General features: G+C 39.8%; 21 protein-coding genes and 1 tRNA gene. 16 read left to right on the top strand and 6 right to left on the bottom strand.

Annotation, left to right across the window (positions count from 1 at the left end; translation table 11 throughout):
- Nucleotides 1-96 precede the first annotated feature (96 nt).
- The 5 genes from V7654_RS14445 (at nt 97) to V7654_RS14465 (ending at nt 4,854) form a co-directional block, all read left to right on the top strand.
- Nucleotides 97-666: a 5-formyltetrahydrofolate cyclo-ligase gene (locus tag V7654_RS14445; protein ID WP_335431172.1), complete on the top strand. Its 570-nt coding sequence runs from the start codon at nt 97-99 to the stop codon at nt 664-666.
- Nucleotides 659-1,447 (top strand): DUF92 domain-containing protein, encoded by a 789-nt coding sequence (locus V7654_RS14450; protein ID WP_335431174.1) that lies wholly within the window; start codon nt 659-661, stop codon nt 1,445-1,447. Before V7654_RS14445 ends, V7654_RS14450 begins: the two co-directional genes overlap by 8 nt.
- 131 nt (nt 1,448-1,578) lie before the next feature.
- Nucleotides 1,579-2,529: an L-lactate dehydrogenase gene (locus V7654_RS14455; RefSeq protein WP_335431179.1), complete on the top strand. Its 951-nt coding sequence runs from the start codon at nt 1,579-1,581 to the stop codon at nt 2,527-2,529.
- Between the two features lie 213 nt (nt 2,530-2,742).
- Nucleotides 2,743-2,940, top strand: coding sequence for a hypothetical protein (locus V7654_RS14460; protein WP_335431182.1), 198 nt, complete (start codon nt 2,743-2,745; stop codon nt 2,938-2,940).
- A gap of 378 nt (nt 2,941-3,318) precedes the next feature.
- The gene (locus V7654_RS14465; RefSeq protein WP_335431185.1) at nt 3,319-4,854 is read left to right on the top strand and encodes a rhomboid family intramembrane serine protease; all 1,536 of its coding nucleotides are present in this window, start codon (nt 3,319-3,321) and stop codon (nt 4,852-4,854) included.
- On the opposite strand, the gene V7654_RS14470 is transcribed toward V7654_RS14465, so the two are convergent.
- Nucleotides 4,832-5,704 (bottom strand): hypothetical protein, encoded by an 873-nt coding sequence (locus V7654_RS14470; protein ID WP_335431187.1) that lies wholly within the window; start codon nt 5,702-5,704, stop codon nt 4,832-4,834. The two genes, V7654_RS14465 and V7654_RS14470, sit on opposite strands and share 23 nt — an antisense overlap.
- A 167-nt stretch (nt 5,705-5,871) precedes the next feature.
- Between V7654_RS14470 and V7654_RS14475 the strand changes: the two genes are divergently transcribed.
- The 6 genes from V7654_RS14475 to V7654_RS14500 all read left to right on the top strand — a co-directional run bounded on the left by V7654_RS14475 (nt 5,872) and on the right by V7654_RS14500 (nt 12,683).
- Nucleotides 5,872-7,332, top strand: a complete 1,461-nt coding sequence (locus tag V7654_RS14475) for a spore germination protein (RefSeq protein ID WP_335431189.1) — start codon at nt 5,872-5,874, stop codon at nt 7,330-7,332.
- Between the two features lie 247 nt (nt 7,333-7,579).
- Nucleotides 7,580-7,795 carry a YqgQ family protein gene (locus V7654_RS14480; protein WP_335431190.1) on the top strand — a complete coding sequence of 72 codons (216 nt, stop codon included), beginning with the start codon at nt 7,580-7,582 and terminating at the stop codon, nt 7,793-7,795.
- A gap of 6 nt (nt 7,796-7,801) precedes the next feature.
- Complete coding sequence (locus V7654_RS14485; RefSeq protein ID WP_335431193.1) at nt 7,802-8,779, top strand: ROK family glucokinase; 978 nt, start codon at nt 7,802-7,804, stop codon at nt 8,777-8,779.
- A 280-nt stretch (nt 8,780-9,059) separates the two neighbouring features.
- The gene (locus tag V7654_RS14490; protein ID WP_335431194.1) at nt 9,060-10,946 is read left to right on the top strand and encodes an LTA synthase family protein; all 1,887 of its coding nucleotides are present in this window, start codon (nt 9,060-9,062) and stop codon (nt 10,944-10,946) included.
- Nucleotides 10,947-11,197: 251 nt separating this feature from the next.
- Entirely contained in the window at nt 11,198-12,352 is a 1,155-nt protein-coding gene (locus V7654_RS14495) for a hypothetical protein (protein WP_335431195.1), read from the top strand.
- A gap of 19 nt (nt 12,353-12,371) precedes the next feature.
- The gene (locus V7654_RS14500) at nt 12,372-12,683 is read left to right on the top strand and encodes an MTH1187 family thiamine-binding protein (RefSeq protein WP_335431196.1); all 312 of its coding nucleotides are present in this window, start codon (nt 12,372-12,374) and stop codon (nt 12,681-12,683) included.
- Between the two features lie 59 nt (nt 12,684-12,742).
- Here the strand turns inward: V7654_RS14500 and V7654_RS14505 are convergent, their stop codons facing one another.
- Nucleotides 12,743-12,916, bottom strand: coding sequence for a DUF2759 domain-containing protein (locus tag V7654_RS14505; RefSeq protein ID WP_335431198.1), 174 nt, complete (start codon nt 12,914-12,916; stop codon nt 12,743-12,745).
- Between the two features lie 120 nt (nt 12,917-13,036).
- Nucleotides 13,037-13,504 carry a hypothetical protein gene (locus V7654_RS14510; protein ID WP_335431199.1) on the bottom strand — a complete coding sequence of 156 codons (468 nt, stop codon included), beginning with the start codon at nt 13,502-13,504 and terminating at the stop codon, nt 13,037-13,039.
- 105 nt (nt 13,505-13,609) lie between these two features.
- Between V7654_RS14510 and V7654_RS14515 the strand changes: the two genes are divergently transcribed.
- Nucleotides 13,610-14,245, top strand: a complete 636-nt coding sequence (locus V7654_RS14515; protein WP_335431200.1) for an MBL fold metallo-hydrolase — start codon at nt 13,610-13,612, stop codon at nt 14,243-14,245.
- Nucleotides 14,246-14,399: 154 nt separating this feature from the next.
- Complete coding sequence (locus V7654_RS14520; protein ID WP_335431202.1) at nt 14,400-15,497, top strand: class I SAM-dependent methyltransferase; 1,098 nt, start codon at nt 14,400-14,402, stop codon at nt 15,495-15,497.
- 44 nt (nt 15,498-15,541) lie between these two features.
- Here V7654_RS14520 and V7654_RS14525 read toward each other — a convergent pair whose 3' ends face one another.
- The gene (locus V7654_RS14525) at nt 15,542-15,787 is read right to left on the bottom strand and encodes a DUF2626 domain-containing protein (RefSeq protein ID WP_207499985.1); all 246 of its coding nucleotides are present in this window, start codon (nt 15,785-15,787) and stop codon (nt 15,542-15,544) included.
- A 79-nt stretch (nt 15,788-15,866) separates the two neighbouring features.
- A complete protein-coding gene (locus V7654_RS14530) occupies nt 15,867-16,568 on the bottom strand; it encodes a helix-turn-helix transcriptional regulator (protein ID WP_335431205.1) in 702 nt (233 codons plus the stop codon).
- A gap of 193 nt (nt 16,569-16,761) precedes the next feature.
- Between V7654_RS14530 and V7654_RS14535 the strand changes: the two genes are divergently transcribed.
- On the top strand, nt 16,762-17,115 hold the full coding sequence (locus V7654_RS14535; protein WP_335431207.1) for a Spx/MgsR family RNA polymerase-binding regulatory protein: 354 nt from the start codon (nt 16,762-16,764) through the stop codon (nt 17,113-17,115).
- An 82-nt stretch (nt 17,116-17,197) separates the two neighbouring features.
- On the opposite strand, the gene V7654_RS14540 is transcribed toward V7654_RS14535, so the two are convergent.
- Nucleotides 17,198-17,269, bottom strand: a tRNA-Gln gene (locus V7654_RS14540).
- A 139-nt stretch (nt 17,270-17,408) separates the two neighbouring features.
- On the opposite strand from V7654_RS14540, the gene comGA reads away from it, so the two are divergent.
- Nucleotides 17,409-18,479, top strand: a complete 1,071-nt coding sequence (gene comGA, locus V7654_RS14545) for a competence type IV pilus ATPase ComGA (RefSeq protein ID WP_438825308.1) — start codon at nt 17,409-17,411, stop codon at nt 18,477-18,479.
- The gene (gene comGB / locus V7654_RS14550) at nt 18,466-19,497 is read left to right on the top strand and encodes a competence type IV pilus assembly protein ComGB (RefSeq protein ID WP_335431210.1); all 1,032 of its coding nucleotides are present in this window, start codon (nt 18,466-18,468) and stop codon (nt 19,495-19,497) included. Before comGA ends, comGB begins: the two co-directional genes overlap by 14 nt.
- The last annotated feature ends 7 nt before the right edge of the window (nt 19,498-19,504 follow it).

The following is a 19,504-nucleotide window of genomic DNA, read 5'->3' on the forward strand; positions in this document are numbered from 1 at the left end:
CGCTTGCGCTTTTCTTACTTTCCGAGCGAGATGAAGCAATTAATGGTAAAGTTTATACATAAGATCATATCTTTGTGACCATTGGAGGAAGAATAAGTGGAAGCAAAAAAAGAACTTCGTAAAATGATAAGAAAAGAGCTTTCTGCACTGAATTTGCCGCACTATGAGCATTTATCCTACCAAATCGCCCAGCGGCTCTATCAGGATGAATATTGGAAAATGGCTTCAACGATCGCCATTACTATGTCTAAATCTCCTGAAGTTGATACTTGGCAAATGATCAGGAAAGCCTGGGAGCAAGGGAAAAGGATTGTTGTCCCTAAGTGTGAACCGAAGTTGAGAGCATTGGATTTTCGTGAGTTGACCCAGTTCTCCCAGCTTGAATCAGTATATTACGGACTTTTTGAGCCAATTGTTTCTGAAACCATTAAAGTAAAACCAGATGAGATTGACTTAGTTATTGTTCCAGGCCTGGCTTTTTCCAAAACAGGTTACAGACTCGGCTTTGGGGGAGGATACTATGACCGTTTTCTGGCAAACTATCAGGGGAACACTCTTTCATTGGCCTTTGAAAGTCAAATAGTGTCAGGCATCCCAACTGAAGCTCATGATATTCCGGTAAGTAAAATTATTAGCAATATTGAGGTTATTAAAGTTGGTGGCTGAGCAATTAATCATCCCATTTTTGATTGCCATAGTTGCCTTGGCTTCTTTTTTTTATAATTTCCTCAGTTTCTCTGGGACAGTCTCGGCTTTTGTTACCGGCTTGCTCGTCTGGTCAGGGTTTGGAATAAATGGATTGATCCTAATGGGGATCTTCTTTCTGACATCAAGTTTGCTATCTAAGTACAAGCAAAAGCGAAAGGAGAACCTTGGTGAAATGCATGAGAAAGGATCTTCCAGAGACTGGGCACAGGTTGCTGCTAATGGAGGGACAGCTGCTATTGCTGGGCTATTGAATATTTTGTTTCCTAATCCTGTTTGGATTCTGGCATTTTCAATTTCGCTTGCCAGTGCTAATTCTGACACATGGGCATCAGAACTTGGAGTTTTAAGCAAAAGTGATCCGGTATCAGTCAAAGGATTTAAAAAGGTTCCAAGGGGGACTTCTGGTGCAATTTCAGGTTTTGGAACAATCGCAGCAGCCGCAGGATCGGTGTTGATTGCCACTGCAGCTTACTTGCTATTTAATCTTGACCTCGATTGGACAGTGGCCATTTTTGTTTTAGGATTAGCTGGCTCTATAGTGGATACCATACTGGGTGCTTTTTTACAGGCAGGTTATAAATGTGTAGAGTGTGGCCTGCATACAGAAAAAACAATGCATTGTTCAAAGAAAACTGCTAGATTGACTGGACATAAATGGGTGAACAATGATGCTGTAAATTTTTTTTCAGGTTTTGCAGCAACTAATATGGGAATGATTATATATTTTGTTTTATTGTAATAAAGTGAAGGGCTTAATTTGTAACAAAATGTTTATAATGATAACGTTTTCGATATACATAGGGATTCTTAAATAATGTACTATTTTAAACATGGAAATAGTAAGCAGCCGAATTTAAGGAGGATGCCGATATGAAAAATCGTGTTAATAGAGTTGTCCTGGTGGGTACTGGCTTCGTGGGATCAAGCTATGCATTTGCAATGATCAATCAAGGAGTGGCAGAAGAGCTCGTTCTTGTAGATCTTAATAAGGAAAAATCTGAAGGGGATGCAATGGATTTAAACCATGGTATGGCGTTTGCACCTTCTCAAACGAAAATATGGTTTGGTTCATATGCGGATTGCAAGGATGCTGACTTGGTCGTCCTTTGTGCCGGAGCTAATCAAAAGCCGGGTGAAACAAGACTGGACCTTGTCGAAAAAAATACGAAGATTTTTAAAAGCATCGTGGAAGAAATAATGGCCAGCGGCTTCGACGGAATTTTCCTTGTCGCAACAAACCCTGTTGACATCCTGACATATGCAGTCTGGAAATTCTCAGGCCTGCCAAAGGAACGTGTCATTGGTTCAGGTACAATCTTAGACACAGCAAGATTCCGTTTTTTGCTTGGAGACTATTTCAAAGTCGATACGAGGAACGTCCATGCCTATATTATCGGAGAACACGGTGATACCGAATTACCGGTATGGAGCCATGCTGATATCGGAGGAAAACCGATTGCAAAAATGATGAAGGACCAAGAGCGTTATAAACACGATGACCTTGAACAAATTTTCACGAATGTACGAGATGCTGCTTACCATATCATTCAGCGAAAAGGAGCAACTTATTATGGAATTGCGATGGGACTTGTCCGTCTAACAAAAGCCATACTCCATGATGAGAACTCGATCTTGACCGTTTCCGCCCAGCTGAACGGAGAATATGGACATAATGATATTTATATAGGTGTGCCAGCAATTGTGAACCGCAGCGGTATCAGAGAAATAGTGGAGCTTTCACTAGATGAGGAAGAGCAAAAGAAATTTGATCATTCAGTAGAAGTACTGAAACAAGCTATGGATCCTGTGTTAAAAGGCTAAGATTTTGAAAGCTGCCATTTCCCTGGCAGCTTTTTTTGTAAGTTACTTCGGCTTTCGTTCTGAATTTAGATATCATCCCATATAAATAGCTTTTGTAAAAGAAAATGGAACCGTTTTCTTCTATTATATATACACAACTTTTGGAAGGTATTTTTTTCGTCAATCGGGATAAAAATTCGTTCTTTTTCCCAAAATAAAAGGGGAGGGATTTAAATGGTCAGGAAAATGATTTCGATTTTTATGGTTGGTCTTGCTGGTTATTTTCTATTTGAAAATAGGTACAGGGTGATGAATGTATTGCTCGGAAACAGGTTCTTGCGAAGGGTCGCAGTTGGCTCATTCATGGGATTGCCTGGTGTTAGGAGTAAAATGCTTCAATCTGTATTTTCAGGACCTTCAGATTTTCAGTAAAAGACCCTTTGAGGTCTTTTTCTGCTTTAGAGACGGCTGGCATGTTAACTTAGAAAAAGAGGACCAGGTAAACCTGCAAACTAGATAAAGACATAATAATTGGCTGTTTTCTTAAAAGATTGTTGTTTTAAATGAATCGTTTGAAATCAACTTATTAAAAACAACAAAGTATACGAAAACAGACTAATAATCAATGGATGGGGCATCTGAGTTTAGCAGATGGTATACAAATCCTCTGGATATGTGACGAAATAATATTTAGTTTATAATATTTTTAGTGAATAATTTAACTGTAGGCATATAAATATTGATAATAAATTTTTAGCCTCGTCATTAGGCAAGAAAGTAGGAGAGAAGTTGGCTTTATTGGAGGAGTATTTGTTTTGGAGGATCGCAGAATTCCTGATTGACCAAAAGGGCTATCGCATTCTGCAGCTGTCAAAGGGCCAGGAAGAGCTATGGCTGGAGAAAACAGAAAACAAGCAAGCTCAAGTCATTCGCTTGCTTCATTATAATATTGATTGGAGCAACTGGCTCCAAAGAGATATAGAAATGACAGCAGACAATGGTGAAAGCATACGCAGACAGATGGGTAAAGGAGATTTAAAGCTATTGAATCTCTATTTCAGTTCGTATCCACCTGTAGATGATTATGAATTCAGGTTGGCGGAACCTTATCAATCTCCTGACAATGCAAAAGTCAGCGTTACATCTATACTAGTAGACCGTGCACATGCAGCTGATGCGGTAAACCGGATAGAGAAGCATTTGGGCACAAATATAGAACTGATATTTACAGGTGATCATGTGGATTACGATATAGAAACAATAAAGAAAAACGCCCTTTCAACAGCATTGAACAGAGCTAAGGCTGAAAAATCAGTATTTAATTATGGCAAACCATTCTTCACTTATCTTTTTATTGGCATCCAAATAATCGTGTTTCTTGTCATGGAATTCGCAGGGGGCAGTACAAATTCATCCACATTGATAAAATTTGGTGCTAAATTTAATCCACTCATTCTAGCAGGCGAATGGTGGCGTTTTTTCACACCCATTTTCATCCATATAGGCCTCCTTCATTTGTTGATGAATACTCTGGCTCTGTACTATTTAGGAACGATGGTGGAGCGGCTTTATGGGAACTTCCGTTTCTTTATGATCTATTTAGCGGCAGGATTTACCGGGGTGCTCGCGAGTTTTATTTATAGCCCCAATCTATCAGCTGGAGCAAGTGGTGCGATATTTGGCTGTTTTGGAGCCTTGTTGTATTTCGGCATCAGTAATCCAAGATTGTTTTGGAGGACACTGGGACTTAATATTCTTGTAGTACTTGGCATCAATCTTGCATTTGGATTTACGATTCCTGGCATAGATAATGCAGGACATATCGGCGGGCTGATTGGCGGCTTTGCAGCTGCGGGCATTTTACATCTGCCAAAGAAAAAGCGCCCATTGCTGCAATTAGGGTTCCTGGCAGCTGCAAGCGCTTTGATTATTCTGACACTGCAATATGGTTTCAGTGGAAAAGCAGAAATTGTTGATGAGCGGTCTGTCTTGGTGCTTGCCCAGCAGCACATTAAGGCCGGTGAGTACGGTAAAGCATATCAAGTGCTGTCCGCATATTCAAAAGAGGAAAATCCATCTGCAGAGACATATTTTCTGCTCTCATATACTGAGATTAAGCAAGGCCGCCTTGAAGAAGCAAAAGGTCATTTGCTGCAAGTGGTGGAAAAGGAGCCCGAGTTTCATGAAGCTTTTTATAATTTGGCTCTAATATATTTTGATGAAAAAAATTACAAAGAGGCTGAAAAATATGCTAAGAAGGCAGTTGAACTGAAACCGGACCAGGAAGATTATAAGAAAACATTGAGCCAAATTAAGGACTTACTTAAAGCAGCTGCTTCAGAATAATGCTTTCACCATCTTTTGTTTGAGTTACTGCCAGTAAATGACTTTTATCCTTAGAAATTAAAATGAGCGGCATGGTACTGTCTCGAGAGTCGACTACAGTACCATCGCTTTTTTTTATGCCAAGGTAATAATTTTTATATAATCCTTCCCAAAGCTTTCCGAGTATATTAGCTGTTTCCCTCTGTGAAAATCCACCGATTGGCTGATCTTCATATTTACGGATTTCATATAGAGGGATGGCAATGTAGTTTGAGAGGTTAACTCCATAATTCTTTGCAGCCTTCTGAAGACTTTTATTCAGCCTGTTTTCCGTGCTTCGATCAAGGACTTGCTTCCATTCCCTCTCTTCCTTGCTATTAGGAACCCTGAAGGAACTGAGTGGGCTGAATTGTGAATCGATTACGTAAAGCCTATCCTCAGACATCCGTTGAGAGCTTGAAATCCTATCGTCGTTGCCATGCAGCTCTGAATAATGAAAAGTGATGGCATCATACCTTCCGCTTTCTCCTGTGGAAATGATATCTCCCTGTGATAGGTCAGATGTGTCCTGTTCCCATTTCCCCACCTTGCCCTTTAAAAGACCATTAATAAATATTAGGCCTAAATCCTGTCGTAAATAGGCTTTCCGATCAAGTACAGAATTTACTTTCCAATCTACTTGATGCTGGTTGTTTTTTTTATCTTTTAGCAGCGTTAAAGTGGTGTTTGCAGTTTGATATTGAACAGATTCATCTATTGGGAAGAAGGTGATCGTTTCCTGTATGGGTTTGAATAGCTGCAGCTGGATTACGATAACGGAAGCAGCAATTGCCAATGCGCTAATTCCTAGAAATATAAAACTTTTCCTCATGCTTATCCCTCTCAACGTTCATATTAGTTTGTCGGTATAACCACTATATGACTCTTGTCCTGAAGACATGCATTAAGTATGTTTTAGTGATTCTTTGGCAAAGATGGTGAAGGAAAAGGCAGGGAAATAATGGTTTAGTGCTGTATGAAAGGTGTTTGAGAAGGGCTATGTCGGAGAAAAAGAAGCATCTTGTACAAGAAAATCTAAAAGAGAATATTGAATTCCTGAGAGAAGAGCTCGGTATTGGCAAAAGCTTTGATGTTATTCAGCTTGATGTAGAGTATGCAGGCAGGGATATGGCGCTCTTCCTGGTTGATGGTTTTGTGAAGGATGACATCTTGCTCTATATCATGCAGCTGCTTGCCAAGCTGGAGCCAGGTACATTAGAAGTGGACACCCTGAAGAAGCTGGTGAAAACGTATATACCATACGTGGAGGTTGAAACAACTGACGACTTGGATAAGGTAGCCGATATGGTGCTTGCAGGGCCGACAGCCTTGGCGATTGATGGGATCTCAGAGATGATTTTGATCGATGCCAGGACTTACCCTGTCAGGGGACCGGAGGAACCTGATACTGAGAGAGTTGTAAGGGGTTCAAGAGATGGCTTTGTCGAAACACTCGTATTTAATACTGCGCTTACCAGGAGAAGAATCCGTGACCGCACCTTAAGGATGGAATACATGCAGGCTGGCAGGCGTTCTAAGACTGATATTGTCGTTTGCTATATTGAAGATATCGCTGACCCCGAAATGGTCAAAAAGGTAAAGGATTCCATCAGCAAAATTGATACAGACGGTCTCCCAATGGCCGAAAAAACAATAGAAGAATTTATGGCTGGCCGACATTGGAATCCGTTTCCGATGGTCAGATATACAGAAAGGCCTGATACTGCAGCAACACACTTATATGAAGGGCACGTCTGTATTATGGTTGATGGATCGCCAAGCGTGCTCATCACTCCTACAACTTACTGGCATCATTTGCAGCATGCCGAGGAATATCGAAATAAACCAATAGTTGGAGCCTATTTGCGATTAGTAAGGTTCATGGCAGTATGGTCATCCTTGTTTTTGTTGCCGCTGTGGTATTTATTCGCGGTAGAACCTGAACTGCTGCCGGATAAGCTTTCCTATATAGGCCCAAATGATCCAGGACAAATACCGTTGTTTTTACAATTTTTCATTATCGAAATCGGCATAGATGTCCTGAGGATGGCCGCAATACATACACCAACCTCACTGGCCACTGCACTGGGACTAGTCGCCGCATTGATGATTGGACAGGTTGCGGTAGAGGTTGGCCTTCTGACCAATGAAGTCATCTTGTATCTTGCTATAGCCGCAATTGGCACGTTCGCGACTCCAAGCTACGAAATGAGCCTTGCCAACAGGCTGGTAAGATTGTTTTTGCTGATTTTAACAGCTGCGTTCCAGCTATACGGGTTCTTGATAGGGATTGTCCTGTTCATCATCATGCTCGCAAGGATGAAGTCATTTGGCGTCCCATATCTCTGGCCGTTCATACCGTTTAACCTGAGGGCGTTCCGGGACGTCTTGGTCCGATCACCTATCCCATTAAAAAATCGGCGTCCACGAATATTGCATCCGCAGGATCCGGATCGTTAATAATGTGAAACGAAGAAAAGCAGCCTCCGCTGCTTTTTAGTTTTTTTAGGATAATGGTTAGAAAATAAACAAACATACTTATCACGCAGATATGTTAACTCGATTTTACATACTTTGAAACAGTTTAATTAAGGAAATATAAAATCTGATAAAATCTTCTCCAGTACTCTTGAGGAGGCTCCATGTATCCATTATACTTAAGTATTGTAGACATGCTCTTATATTCACAAACATTGAGGGGAATACGTTGAAAACGATTTATGAAATCCAGCAATTCCTGAAAAAGTTCGGGACCATAATTTACATTGGCGACAGAGTTTCTGATTTAGAGCTTATGGAGTCAGAATTGAAGGAACTTTTTAATTCCCAACTGATCGAGACAAGTGTTTATCAGACTGCATTATTGCTGTTAAGACATGAGATACAGCTGGAAAAAGAAAAAACTGCAAATAAGAAAAGGTGACGCAAGATGGCTGAAAAATGGCTCATAGGTGTGGATTTAGGTGGTACAACGACTAAACTGGCGTTTATAAACTTATATGGAGAAGTTCTTCATAAATGGGAAATACCAACCGATGTTTCCAACGAAGGGAAAAATATCACCCTTCATATCGCAAAATCGATTGATCAGAAGCTGGGAGAATTAGGTCATTCCAAAAGTGAAGTTATTGGGATTGGCATGGGAGCACCTGGCCCGGTCGATCTTTCCTCAGGTGTAATTTTTGAGGCGGTAAACCTTGGCTGGAGAGAACCATATCCGTTAAAGGATTTACTTGAAGTAGAAACTTCATTGCCGGCTGTAATCGATAATGATGCTAATTGTGCAGCACTTGGTGAAATGTGGAAAGGTGCTGGCAATGGAGCAAAGGATCTGGTTTGTGTAACTTTAGGTACGGGGGTCGGCGGAGGCGTCATCACAAATGGGGATATTGTCCATGGAATAAGCGGCGCTGCAGGGGAAATCGGCCATATAACTTCTTTAGCTGAAGGTGGGGCGCCATGCAACTGCGGTAAAACGGGCTGCCTCGAAACAATTGCTTCTGCAACCGGTATTGTGAGGATTGCTAAAGAAATTCTAAATGCAGAACCTTCAAGCGGTGAGCTTGCTGGCGTTTTTAAAGAAACAGGCTTGGTAACTGCAAAAGATGTATTCGATGCTGCGAGAAGGAATGATGGTATTGCCCTTAAGGTAATCAACACAGTTGCATTGCACCTGGGCATCGCCCTTGCAAATATCGCTAATACACTTAATCCTGAAAAAATTGTCCTTGGCGGTGGGGTATCAAAAGCAGGAGATGTCCTCCTGAATCCGGTAAAAGAACAATTCTTAAGAAATTCTTTTCCAAAAGTTGCTCAGTCAACTGAGATTAGTATCGCAACCTTAGGAAATGATGCTGGTGTGATTGGAGCAGCATGGCTGGTAAAAAATAGAATTCACCAGTCCTAAATCTTAAACAGGGAGTTCTCTCATCTATGAGAAAACTCCCTGTTTTCGTTTGAGCCAAAAGATTCAATTTTCGGAATTTGGACAGTGGTGAAACTTTTTGAGGTTTGAATCGTCTATAATGGTGGAAAATCACATTGATGGATTATACCTTTTGCCTTTTAAATTGGGTTTGCTTTTTCGTAAAAAAAGTATTAAGATTATGTTTGATTCTTGAGACAGATGTTTATTTATCCTAAAAATTCCCATGTCTGTTATTTAATAACAGGGAGGTAGTGAATGAATGAAAACACCTAAATGGTCAAAAGCATCCATTGTTGCAATCGCAACAATCCTGCTATGGCTGAAAACTTATATTGCCTATAAAACTAGCTTTGATATTAAAATTGAAAACTGGAGACAGGAAATCATCCTGTTCATAAATCCTTTAAGCTTCCTGATGTTCATCTTCGGAATCAGCCTGTTCATGAAGGAGAAGAACCAGAAGCGCTACGTACTGATTACAAGTTTCATAATATCCGCAGTCTTGTTCGCGAATGTTGTCTTCTATCGCTTCTTTAATGACTTCCTGACGATTCCAGTCTTATTCCAGACGAGCAACATGAGCGACTTGGGGAGCAGTGTCACCGAATTGATAAACTTAAGTGATTTATTATATTTTGCTGACTTTATCATTTTAGCCCTTCTATTAAAAGTTAAACCGAAATTTATGGGATATCGGGAATATTCCAAGGTTGATCGCAGAGCATTCTTCCTCGTTGCGATAGCGATCGCTTTTTTCAATCTTGGAATGGCTGAAACAGAGCGTCCTCAGCTGCTTACAAGAACGTTCGACAGAGAAATGCTTGTAAAGAATATCGGAACATACAATTATCATCTTTATGATGCGTTTTTACAGTCTAAATCATCTGCACAGCGAGCAATGGCTGATGGCAGTGAATTAGCTGATATCGACAATTATGTTCGAGCAAACTATTTGCCGCCTAATGATGAGATGTTTGGTGTAGCAAAAGGCAAGAACGTAATTCTTATCTCCATGGAATCAACACAGAACTTTGTGATTAATCAAACAATAAATGGACAGGAAATCACTCCTTTCCTTAACGATTTCATTAAAGACAGTTATTACTTTGATAACTTCTATCACCAAACTGGCCAAGGTAAAACTTCAGACTCGGAGTTCCTGGTTGAGAATTCACTTTATCCTTTGAGCCGAGGCGCAGTTTTCTTTACTCACTCGGGGAATGAATTTACGGCTACACCGGAAATTCTAAACAAAAACGGTTACTACACAGCTTCTTTACACGCTAATAATAAGAGTTTCTGGAACCGGGACATTATGTACCAATCATTAGGATATCAGCGTTTTTATTCGCTGCCTGATTACGAAGTGACTGAAGAGAATTCAGTTGGATGGGGAATGAAGGACATTGACTTCCTTCAGCAATCTGTTCAGCATTTGAAGGAAATGCCAAAACCGTTCTATTCAAAATTCATTACATTGACGAACCACTTCCCATTTGAATTGAGTGAGGAAGACAAATTTATTCAGCCATATACGTCTGATGATAAAACAGTTAACAATTATTTCCCAACAGTTCGTTATCAGGATGAGGCTTTGAAGCTTTTTGTACAAAAATTAAAAGATGAAGGTCTTTATGAAGATTCCATTATCGTATTATATGGAGACCATTATGGTATTTCTGAAAACCATAATAAAGCAATGAGTGAATTCCTTGGCAAAGAAATTACGCCATTTGAAAGCACTCAGCTGCAGAAGGTACCTTTGATTGTCCATATTCCGGGACAGGAAGGAAAGACTATATCCACAGTAGGAGGCCAGATTGATATCAAGCCGACAATCTTGCACCTGCTTGGAATTGATACAAAGACTGACATTGATTTCGGTTCAGATCTTTTCTCTAAAGATCGACTTGATTTTGCTGTACTTCGCGATGGCAGTTTTATCACGAAGGATCGTGTTTTCACACGTGAAACTTGCTATGATAAATCAACTGGTGAACCAACAGACAAAAACAGTTGTGAGCCGTACATGGAAAAAGCGAAGAATGAACTCGAATATTCCGATAAAATCATTTACGGTGACCTGTTAAGATTCTACGACAAGCCGGCAGGCGGCAAAGGATCTTTCCCACAGAGTGAAGATTAAGATAGAATAAAAACCTGTGCCCTTGGGCGCAGGTTTTATTTGTTATAATGATTGTATTTTTCCATACTGGAGTGTATGTTATCTGTAACAGAATTGAAATTATGGATGTGCACGCCAAGTTGTTGTTGCAGGTGATCAGCAAAGTACACGAAATGAGACTTAAATACAGATTTATTGAAATTGTATGTAACATTTGGGTTTTTTTAACGTACACATAGATACAATGTTTTAATGGTAAAGGTGGTGTAGTGGTGAAAGGGGACAGAGAGAATACATATAAAACGCCTCTTGTGGTTTTCTTATTCATAATCCTGTTCACTTCTGCAATAAGTCTTTCTGGATGCTCACAGAATATGGAGGGTTCAGTCCATGTTGAAGCCAAGCATGACCTGAACAGGCTTAAAGAAACACCCGGAATTTCTTTTTTAGGAGCTAGTATCATACCAATTCAGGATGAGGATGAAGAGTTTTACAAGGCAGCAGGCTGGTTAACGAATTTATCTATCCTTTATATTGCAAATAAGGGCGAGAGTTCTATTCTGTATTCCTATAATCTTGCCTTTGGAAAAGCGAATATGCTTTATGAGAGTGAGAATCCCATTATTGCGGTTGAGATAAGTCCTGATAAAAAGAAAATTTTAATTCATAGTGCTGCCACAAATACAGGGATTTTGACGATCATCGATATCTCAGGGAAAGAAATCTTTTCGGCAGAGATTGATTCTTATGAATTAAGTTTTGAATGGAATCCATTTAATATGGATTTGCTTATGGTATCTGCTTTTACAGAAGACTGGGATTTTAGTACTTTTTTGTTGGACTTGAATATGAAGCAGCTAAAGGAGCTAGATCTCCCAGAGCCATTTGTTCGCTGGGTTTCTGACGAAGAACTTGTTTTCCAGGAGTGGGAGGAACAAAGTATTGCATTGCAGGCGCCATTGAAGGTAATATCAGTAGATGATCTGAATACTGAGCAGCTTTTTGAGGATTTGTACCAGTTTGATGCGTTTGGAAAGTATCTTATCACAGTCAAGGTAGAAGAAAATGAAGATTCTGAGCTTGCACATTACACAATCTATGCCCCTGGATTAGAACCAGCAGCAAGCTTTAATGTACCGGTTCTAACATCTTTTTCTGGATGGCTTATTCCTTTTTATGATTTAATGAATGATGGGAAGGAAATCTTATATTTACGTGCGCTTCATAATGGTGAGGCGGATATTTATCAGGATGGCTTTGAGTTAGTCCGTTTAAACCTTGATACACAAAAAGAGGACCTTATTTTTTCTGGCCAGGCCAATGAGCCGATTTCCTGTTCGCCTTCTGGCGAAATGTGCCTTACCGGGTTTCAGTACGAAAAGATATTAAACATTGAAATGAAGGAAATAATTGAGCTCGTCAAATAATTCAATAGGAGAGAAACAAATGGCAATAGTAGATGTGACAGTTATACCGATTGGTACACAGACACCTAGTGTAAGTTCATATGTAGCGGACATTCAAAAAATCCTCAAGGAATATGAAAAACAAGGGAAAATACAATTCCAGCTGACTCCGATGAATACTTTGATAGAGGGCGAGCTGCCAGTATTGTTTGAGGTTATTCAAGCAATCCATGAGGCACCATTCAATGCGGGGATATTGAGGGTAGCGACAAATATTCGGATTGATGACCGTCGGGATGTTAAGAGGAAGATGCACGAAAAAGTAGACCGGGTTAACGAGCTTTTGAAATAAGCGGTATTTGTATATAACAAAAAAAGACCACCGGAACGGTGGTCTTTTAATGCCTTCAATTAGTGTGCAACAGGGAATCCGTGGTTAAGGACTGTCATGACTGTGAACCAGCCAAGTACTAAAAATGTTCCTCCAGCGAATACAATTCCAAGAAGGTTTTTGTTTTTAAGCGCCGTAAACGTTCCATAGCCGGCAAGTAGCGTAACTAAAGCGAAAATAATCGCCAATCCCATGATAAAGCCCCCTTCATTAAATATTTGGCAGGCATTTAGCCTTTTTGTTGAAGTTTTAGGCGGCAGCCTGTTTATGTAATTACAAGCATACACTCGTTTTTTATTGTATATTTTTTTAAATCATTTGTCGAGGTCTAAAAATTCAACTTTAACTTTATATGCCCTTACTATACCCATAATCAGCTCTTTGTAGTGTTCCGCTATGAAAAAAATCTCTCCAGCAGCTTTAAAAGTTAAGTGCTCATCTATTTGCAGTAAGGCCATCTCTATTTGTTTATTGTCTGAACCACTTATTTTGAAAGCTGATAACTGATCAATATATATAAATGATGCACCATCAGCATAAAATCCATAATCGAAAAAGTCAGCTCCTGGTTTGCCTTCAGCTATTCTAATAAGAGGATGAATTTCTTCTAATAACTCTGCATCATGCAGGAGCTCAGCTGCCTCATCGGCAAGGTTTCCTGACGGATAGATAAATAAATGACCCTGAACGAGAAGCGGAGGTGCAACTGAATGAAGAAACTGCAAAAAGTCTGGCAGTTCTGAGATAAATGGTTTAGCTTCGATCCCTATTGTTTTATCCAATTTTTATGCTCCTTACAGATCTTTTGGCAAATCCTTAAATCTTATACAACAATAGTGTAGAATAAGTATAATGATAATTTCAATAGAAGCTGGAGGCATTTATATATGAAATGGAAACAGATTCCGCTTGGGCAATTGCAGACAAATTGTTACCTGATCATTGATGAAAATAATTCTTGTTTAATCGTAGATCCAGGGGATAATCCAAAAAAGCTGACAACAATAATTGAACAACATGAACTAAAGCCTGAAGCAATCTTGCTAACGCATGCTCATTTTGATCATATAGGCGCAGTAGACCGTATCAGGGATAAATACGCAATTAAGGTATATATTCATGTAAGGGAAAAGGATTGGCTTACAGATCCTGCATTAAATGGCTCGAGGCATTTTATGATGAAAGAAATGATCACAGCAAGGCCGGCAGAAAACTTGATTGCAGATGAAGGAGAAATGTCAATCGGCAATTTTTCTTTTTCCGTATATGAAACACCTGGGCACTCACCTGGCAGCATTTCTATCTATTTCCCTAATGACAATTTTGTTCTTGCTGGTGATGCTCTTTTCAATGGAAGTATCGGCAGGACCGATTTGCCAGGTGGAAATCATAATCAGCTAATTAAAAGTATCCATGACAGGCTTTTGGTATTGCCTGAAGAAACAGAAGTCCTGCCGGGACATGGACCAGCAACAACAATCGGCTATGAAATGGACACAAATCCATTTTTAAACGGGTTTTAACTATCAAACTAGAAAAGCCCTTCTCATAGAGAAGGGCTTTTCTGGGGGATGTTCTATTCATATCATGGGAGGGGATATAGTTAAGCTACTAATTAAAACAATATAATAAAGAAAACACTATGTCAATAGTGAAAACTGTGTCTAAGGAGATATTATGAAAGAAATAATCAGCAAGGTTATTGCTTCATCACCACTTAAAATGATCTCTTACGCTAAATATATGGAGTTAGCACTTTACCATCCTTCAAAAGGATACTATATAAAAAATCGGCAAAAGATTGGCAAAGGCGGAGACTTTTATACTACAAGCAATGTTTCAGATGTTTTCGGAAAATTAATTGGCAAATGGTTTGCTATGAACATTGGGAGTTTAGGCCTTCCTCCATCCATTTGCGAAATTGGTGCAGGAAATGGGCGTTTTGCTCATGCATTCATTGCAGGCTGGAATGAATTGAGTGACTCTGCTCTTACCTATTACATAGTTGAGGAAAGTCCTTTTCACAGGGAATTGCAATCGGAGGCTTTGGGCGGGCTGGTCAATGTTCAAGTGGTTCATGCTCCGACCTACGCTGATTCAGGAATGAATGAGGGTCTTGTTTTTTCAAATGAATTGTTCGATGCCTTCCCTGTTCATGTAATTGAAAAAAGACAAGATGTCATCCAGGAAGTCTTTATAGCATGTGAAAATGAACAGTTGGTTGAAAAATTCTTTCCTGTTGAAAATGAAAAAATAATTGCATTCTTACAAGAACAAAATATTGAACTTATCGAAGGTCAGCGGATTGAAATACCTCTGGCGATGGAACCATTCATCAAATCAATTGCAGAAACCTTATCAAAAGGGATCGTAGTCACTGTCGATTATGGATATACAAAAGAACAATGGATGGAGCCTTCACGAATAAAGGGTAGTCTCCGTGGGTATTATCAGCATCAAATGTATCACGATGTCCTGCAGATGCCTGGGGAGATGGATATAACGAGCCATGTCCATTTCGATGCATTGATATCTCAGGGAGAAAAGTATGGCTTGAGCTTCCTGCAAAAAAAGAGACAGGATGAATTCCTGCTGTCGATTGGCATTCTAGAAGAGCTGGAAAACCACTATGATCCAAACCCCTTTTCAGAAACAAGCAAACGGAATAGGGCTATCCGAAGTCTCATCATGCCTGGCAGCATCAGTCAATCGTTTGATGTGATCATCCAGGGCAAGGGGATGGGAGAGAAAGCCGTTAAAATAATCAGCAAATAAAAAAAGCGATGAGATTCCATCGCTTTCTTTATTGGGGAAAAGGTTTAGTGTCCAGTTCCACCAAGTGGCATCATAAATGTTGTCCAGTAAGTAAATCCTGCAAAGAAAACAGTTAAGTATGCGCCGAATACGTAAATATACATACGCTCGGACAGTTTCAAATAGCTTAAAAGCAAGAAAAATCCAGTTTGACCAAAGAAAATCAAGGACGTCGTATACATGTGACCTAAGAAAAACATCACAGCAAAGATTCCCGTCCAGAATCCTAAAACTCTGTACATACGATCCAAAGATATCCCTCCTTTACCCTACAAGTCCATCACTATCATATTATAAAGTATAGTGGAGTGAAAAGTAAACAAGGATTGATTATTGTGCAATAACAGCCTGGTAAGAACATGAGTGACAGCCAGTGAACATATTTTCTTTTTCAATCAGCTCGATGTCTCCAAATAGTGATTCAAACATTCCTCGCAAAAACTCATAATGCATATTGCAGACTGTTTCAGTGTGATCCATGGCAACTTCTTTGAATGGGCAGTTGAAAATTTGGAAATAGATTTTTGTTTTTTCGTCATTAACTTCGAATTCAGGATAGAATCCCGCTAGCGTCGCCGCATTCTTGATTGCATTAAGCTTATGCTCAAAGCTCATATCTTCAGGAATCTGTGGGTGTCGGGAAATTTCCTGGTCCATCAATTCAGCCCCAAAGCGTTTACCAGTCAGGTACAGAGCGTTCTTTCCGGCTTCCCCCAATGACATCATCGTCGTCATGGCAATCTTTGATAGCAGCTGATAGTCCCTGAATGGAAAGTGCAGCTGGATCACATCATCTGAAAGGCGGTAAAGCCTGCTAGGTCGTCCGCCCTTGCCAGTCTTTTTTGTTTCGGAAATAAGCATATTTACATCTTCCAGCTTGGATAAGTGGAGCCGTGCTACATTCGGATGAATATCAAAGTTATCTGCTATTTCTTGAACGGTTACATCTTTATGCCTTTTTGTAATGTATTGATAGATATAATAACGAGTTGGGTCAGACAAGACGCTTGTTATTTTTAATGTTTGTTCCACCTTAGTTCACCTCAGACCACTATTTTGCCTTTATTATAATACAGGGGAAAATAAGGTTTACACTGTTTAAACTATATGTTTAGAAAATGTTCACAACTAAATGGCGAAATGATGACAAATAAGTGTACAAAAGTTATACAAAAGTTATACAATGTAATTAATAATAAAAAATGTTATCCAGGAGGTATGACGAATGAAAGAATTGATATTTTATTCCTATCCGAGCTGTACATCTTGCCGCAAAACAAAAAAATGGCTTGTGTCAAACAGCGTAAAATTTAAGGAACGTCATTTGTTCAAAGACACTCCGACGAAAAATGAATTGCTGCAAATTTTATCATTGACTACAGATGGTCTCGATGAACTGCTTGCAACTAGAGGAGGAACATATAAAAAAATAGGAATAGAGGTTGAAGACCTGCCTTTGTCTGAAGTATTAAAACTGATGGTCAATGAACCAAAGCTTCTGAGGAGACCAATATTGACAAACGGGAAAAAGCTGATCGTGGGATTTAACCCTGACGCCCTGAAAGGGATAGCTAAATAACATGAAAAAATCGGAAGCACATCGCTTCCGATTTTTTATGTGATACTGTTATTTGTTTTTAGCAAGAATTCGCACGTTCTAACTGGGCTAGCTGGATTTGAACCAACGCATGACGGAGTCAAAGTCCGTTGCCTTACCGCTTGGCTATAGCCCAATATTAATGTTTGCTGTTGTTACGATAGTAGTATCATTCTATTTGTCATTTTTTATACACATTTAAACGAATTTATCGGCAGGGAATGAAAGTCACTTAGCGAAATATTTTAATATAACGAAAAAGGTGGTGCATACCTATTGTAAAGTCAATAGAACAACTTGCAGAAAATGTATTGAAGGATGCTTTAAGAAGCGGCGCCTCTGATATCCACATCATTCCCCGTGAAAGAGACACACTTATCAAATTCAGGCTTGGGAACCAGCTCCTCCCACGTTTTACGCTTGAACAAGCGGATTGCGACCGGCTCATTTCACACTTTAAATTCACCGCATCCATGGATATTGGTGAAAAAAGACGGCCGCAGAGCGGTGCTTACACTTATCAATATCTCGACACAAAAATAGGCTTAAGGATATCCACCCTGCCCGCCTACAAAAATGAAAGTATGGTAATACGATTACTCCCGCAGCAAAATCAAATCCCTTCCTTTCAAATTTCCTTGTTCCCGGAAACATCCAAAAAACTTATCTCGTTATTAAAGCATGCGCACGGTCTGATTATTTTCACAGGTCCGACAGGCAGCGGTAAAACCACGACCCTTTATTCAATGTTGTCTGAAACATCGGAAATCGTTAACCGCAATGTTATTACACTCGAGGACCCTATTGAAAAACCGAGTGACACGGTGCTGCAGGTCCAAGTGAACGAACGGGCTGGCATTTCCTACTCTGCAGGCTTGAAGGCGATATTGAGGCATGATCCGGACATTATCATGGTTGGAGAAATCAGGGATAAAGAGACTGCTGAAACTGCAGTCCGGGCCGCACTCACTGGCCATCTTGTATTGACAACGATGCATACTAGGGATGCTAAAGGAGCGATTTACAGGCTGATCGAATTTGGTATCAACTGGCTAGAGATTGAACAGACGCTTATTGCCGTGACTGCCCAAAGACTTGTCGAGTTGACATGCAGATACTGTGATGAGGGGTGCTCACCATTTTGTTATTCATCTGGAAGCGGAAAAAGGGGAAATATCTTTGAAATTCTTACAGGCAGGGACCTTATAGCTGTACTAAAAGAAGCAAGAGGAGAACCACATTCTTACCACTACAAAACATTAAAAGACGCCATCACAAAAGGAATTGCGCTCGGTTACATCAAGGAATCAGAATACCAAAGGTGGGTGCTCAATGAAGGAGAATAAATGGCCAGTTGAGGAACAGGCCCGTTTCCTGAAAAGGGCAGGCGAATTATTAGCCCGTGGCTACCCATTAGCAGAAGCGATTGAGTCATTATCATATTATCTTGAGAAGAAAAGAAAGAATGACATAAAAAATAGTCTTGGTCAATTACGTGAAGGGTATCCACTGTATTTGATCCTTGAACAGCTTAAGTTTAATAAGGATTTAGTTAGCTATGTTTATTTCGCAGAGCAGCATGGCGGTCTGGCTCATGCTGTAACCGAAGGGAGCGAAATGGTGCTAAAAAGGGAAAGTGATCTCCAGCGATTGAAAAAGATTGGTTCCTATCCGCTTTTTCTGGTGATGCTGACTGGTGTATTATTTTTCTTTGTTGACCGGCTCTTGCTTCCAAAATTCACTTCGCTTTTTACCGATATGAATCTTGCCCCCAATTTATTTATGCAGGTTATTTATTCAACCGCCTCCATATTTCCATTTGTTTTTTATTCCGTGTTCATACTAATAATTTTGACCATTGGTTATTACTTATTGGTTTTTAAAAAGCTCTCTCCTATTGAACAAAAAGTAAAGCTAACAAGTGTGCCTATGGCAGGCAAGCTTTTGAGGCTTTATTATACCCATTTTTTCTCCGTTCAATTGAGTTACTTATTTTCAGGGGGCCTTTCAGTTTTGGATGCGTTGAAGGTATTTGAGAATAATCGGCACGAACCATTTTTAATGGAAATAGGAAAGGGGATTATTTACAAGCTTTCCAGGGGGCAGGATTTGGATGTGGCCTTAGCGGCATACCCGTTTTTTGAAGACGAATTGGCAAGGATTGTCCTTCATGGCCAGAAAAATGGAAAGCTGGACCAAGAGCTTTATTTTTACAGCAGGCATTGTCTTAATCAGCTGGAAGAAAGAACCGAAAAAACAATGAAAATCATCCAGCCGGTATTATACAGTTTTATTGGACTGCTGATTATATCGTTGTATCTTGCCATTTTGCTTCCAATGTTCCAGTTGTTACAAGGAATATAAATTATCT

Origin of the sequence: Bacillus sp. JJ1609 (genome assembly GCF_036967045.1) — a bacterium.
GTDB lineage: Bacteria > Bacillota > Bacilli > Bacillales > Cytobacillaceae > Mesobacillus.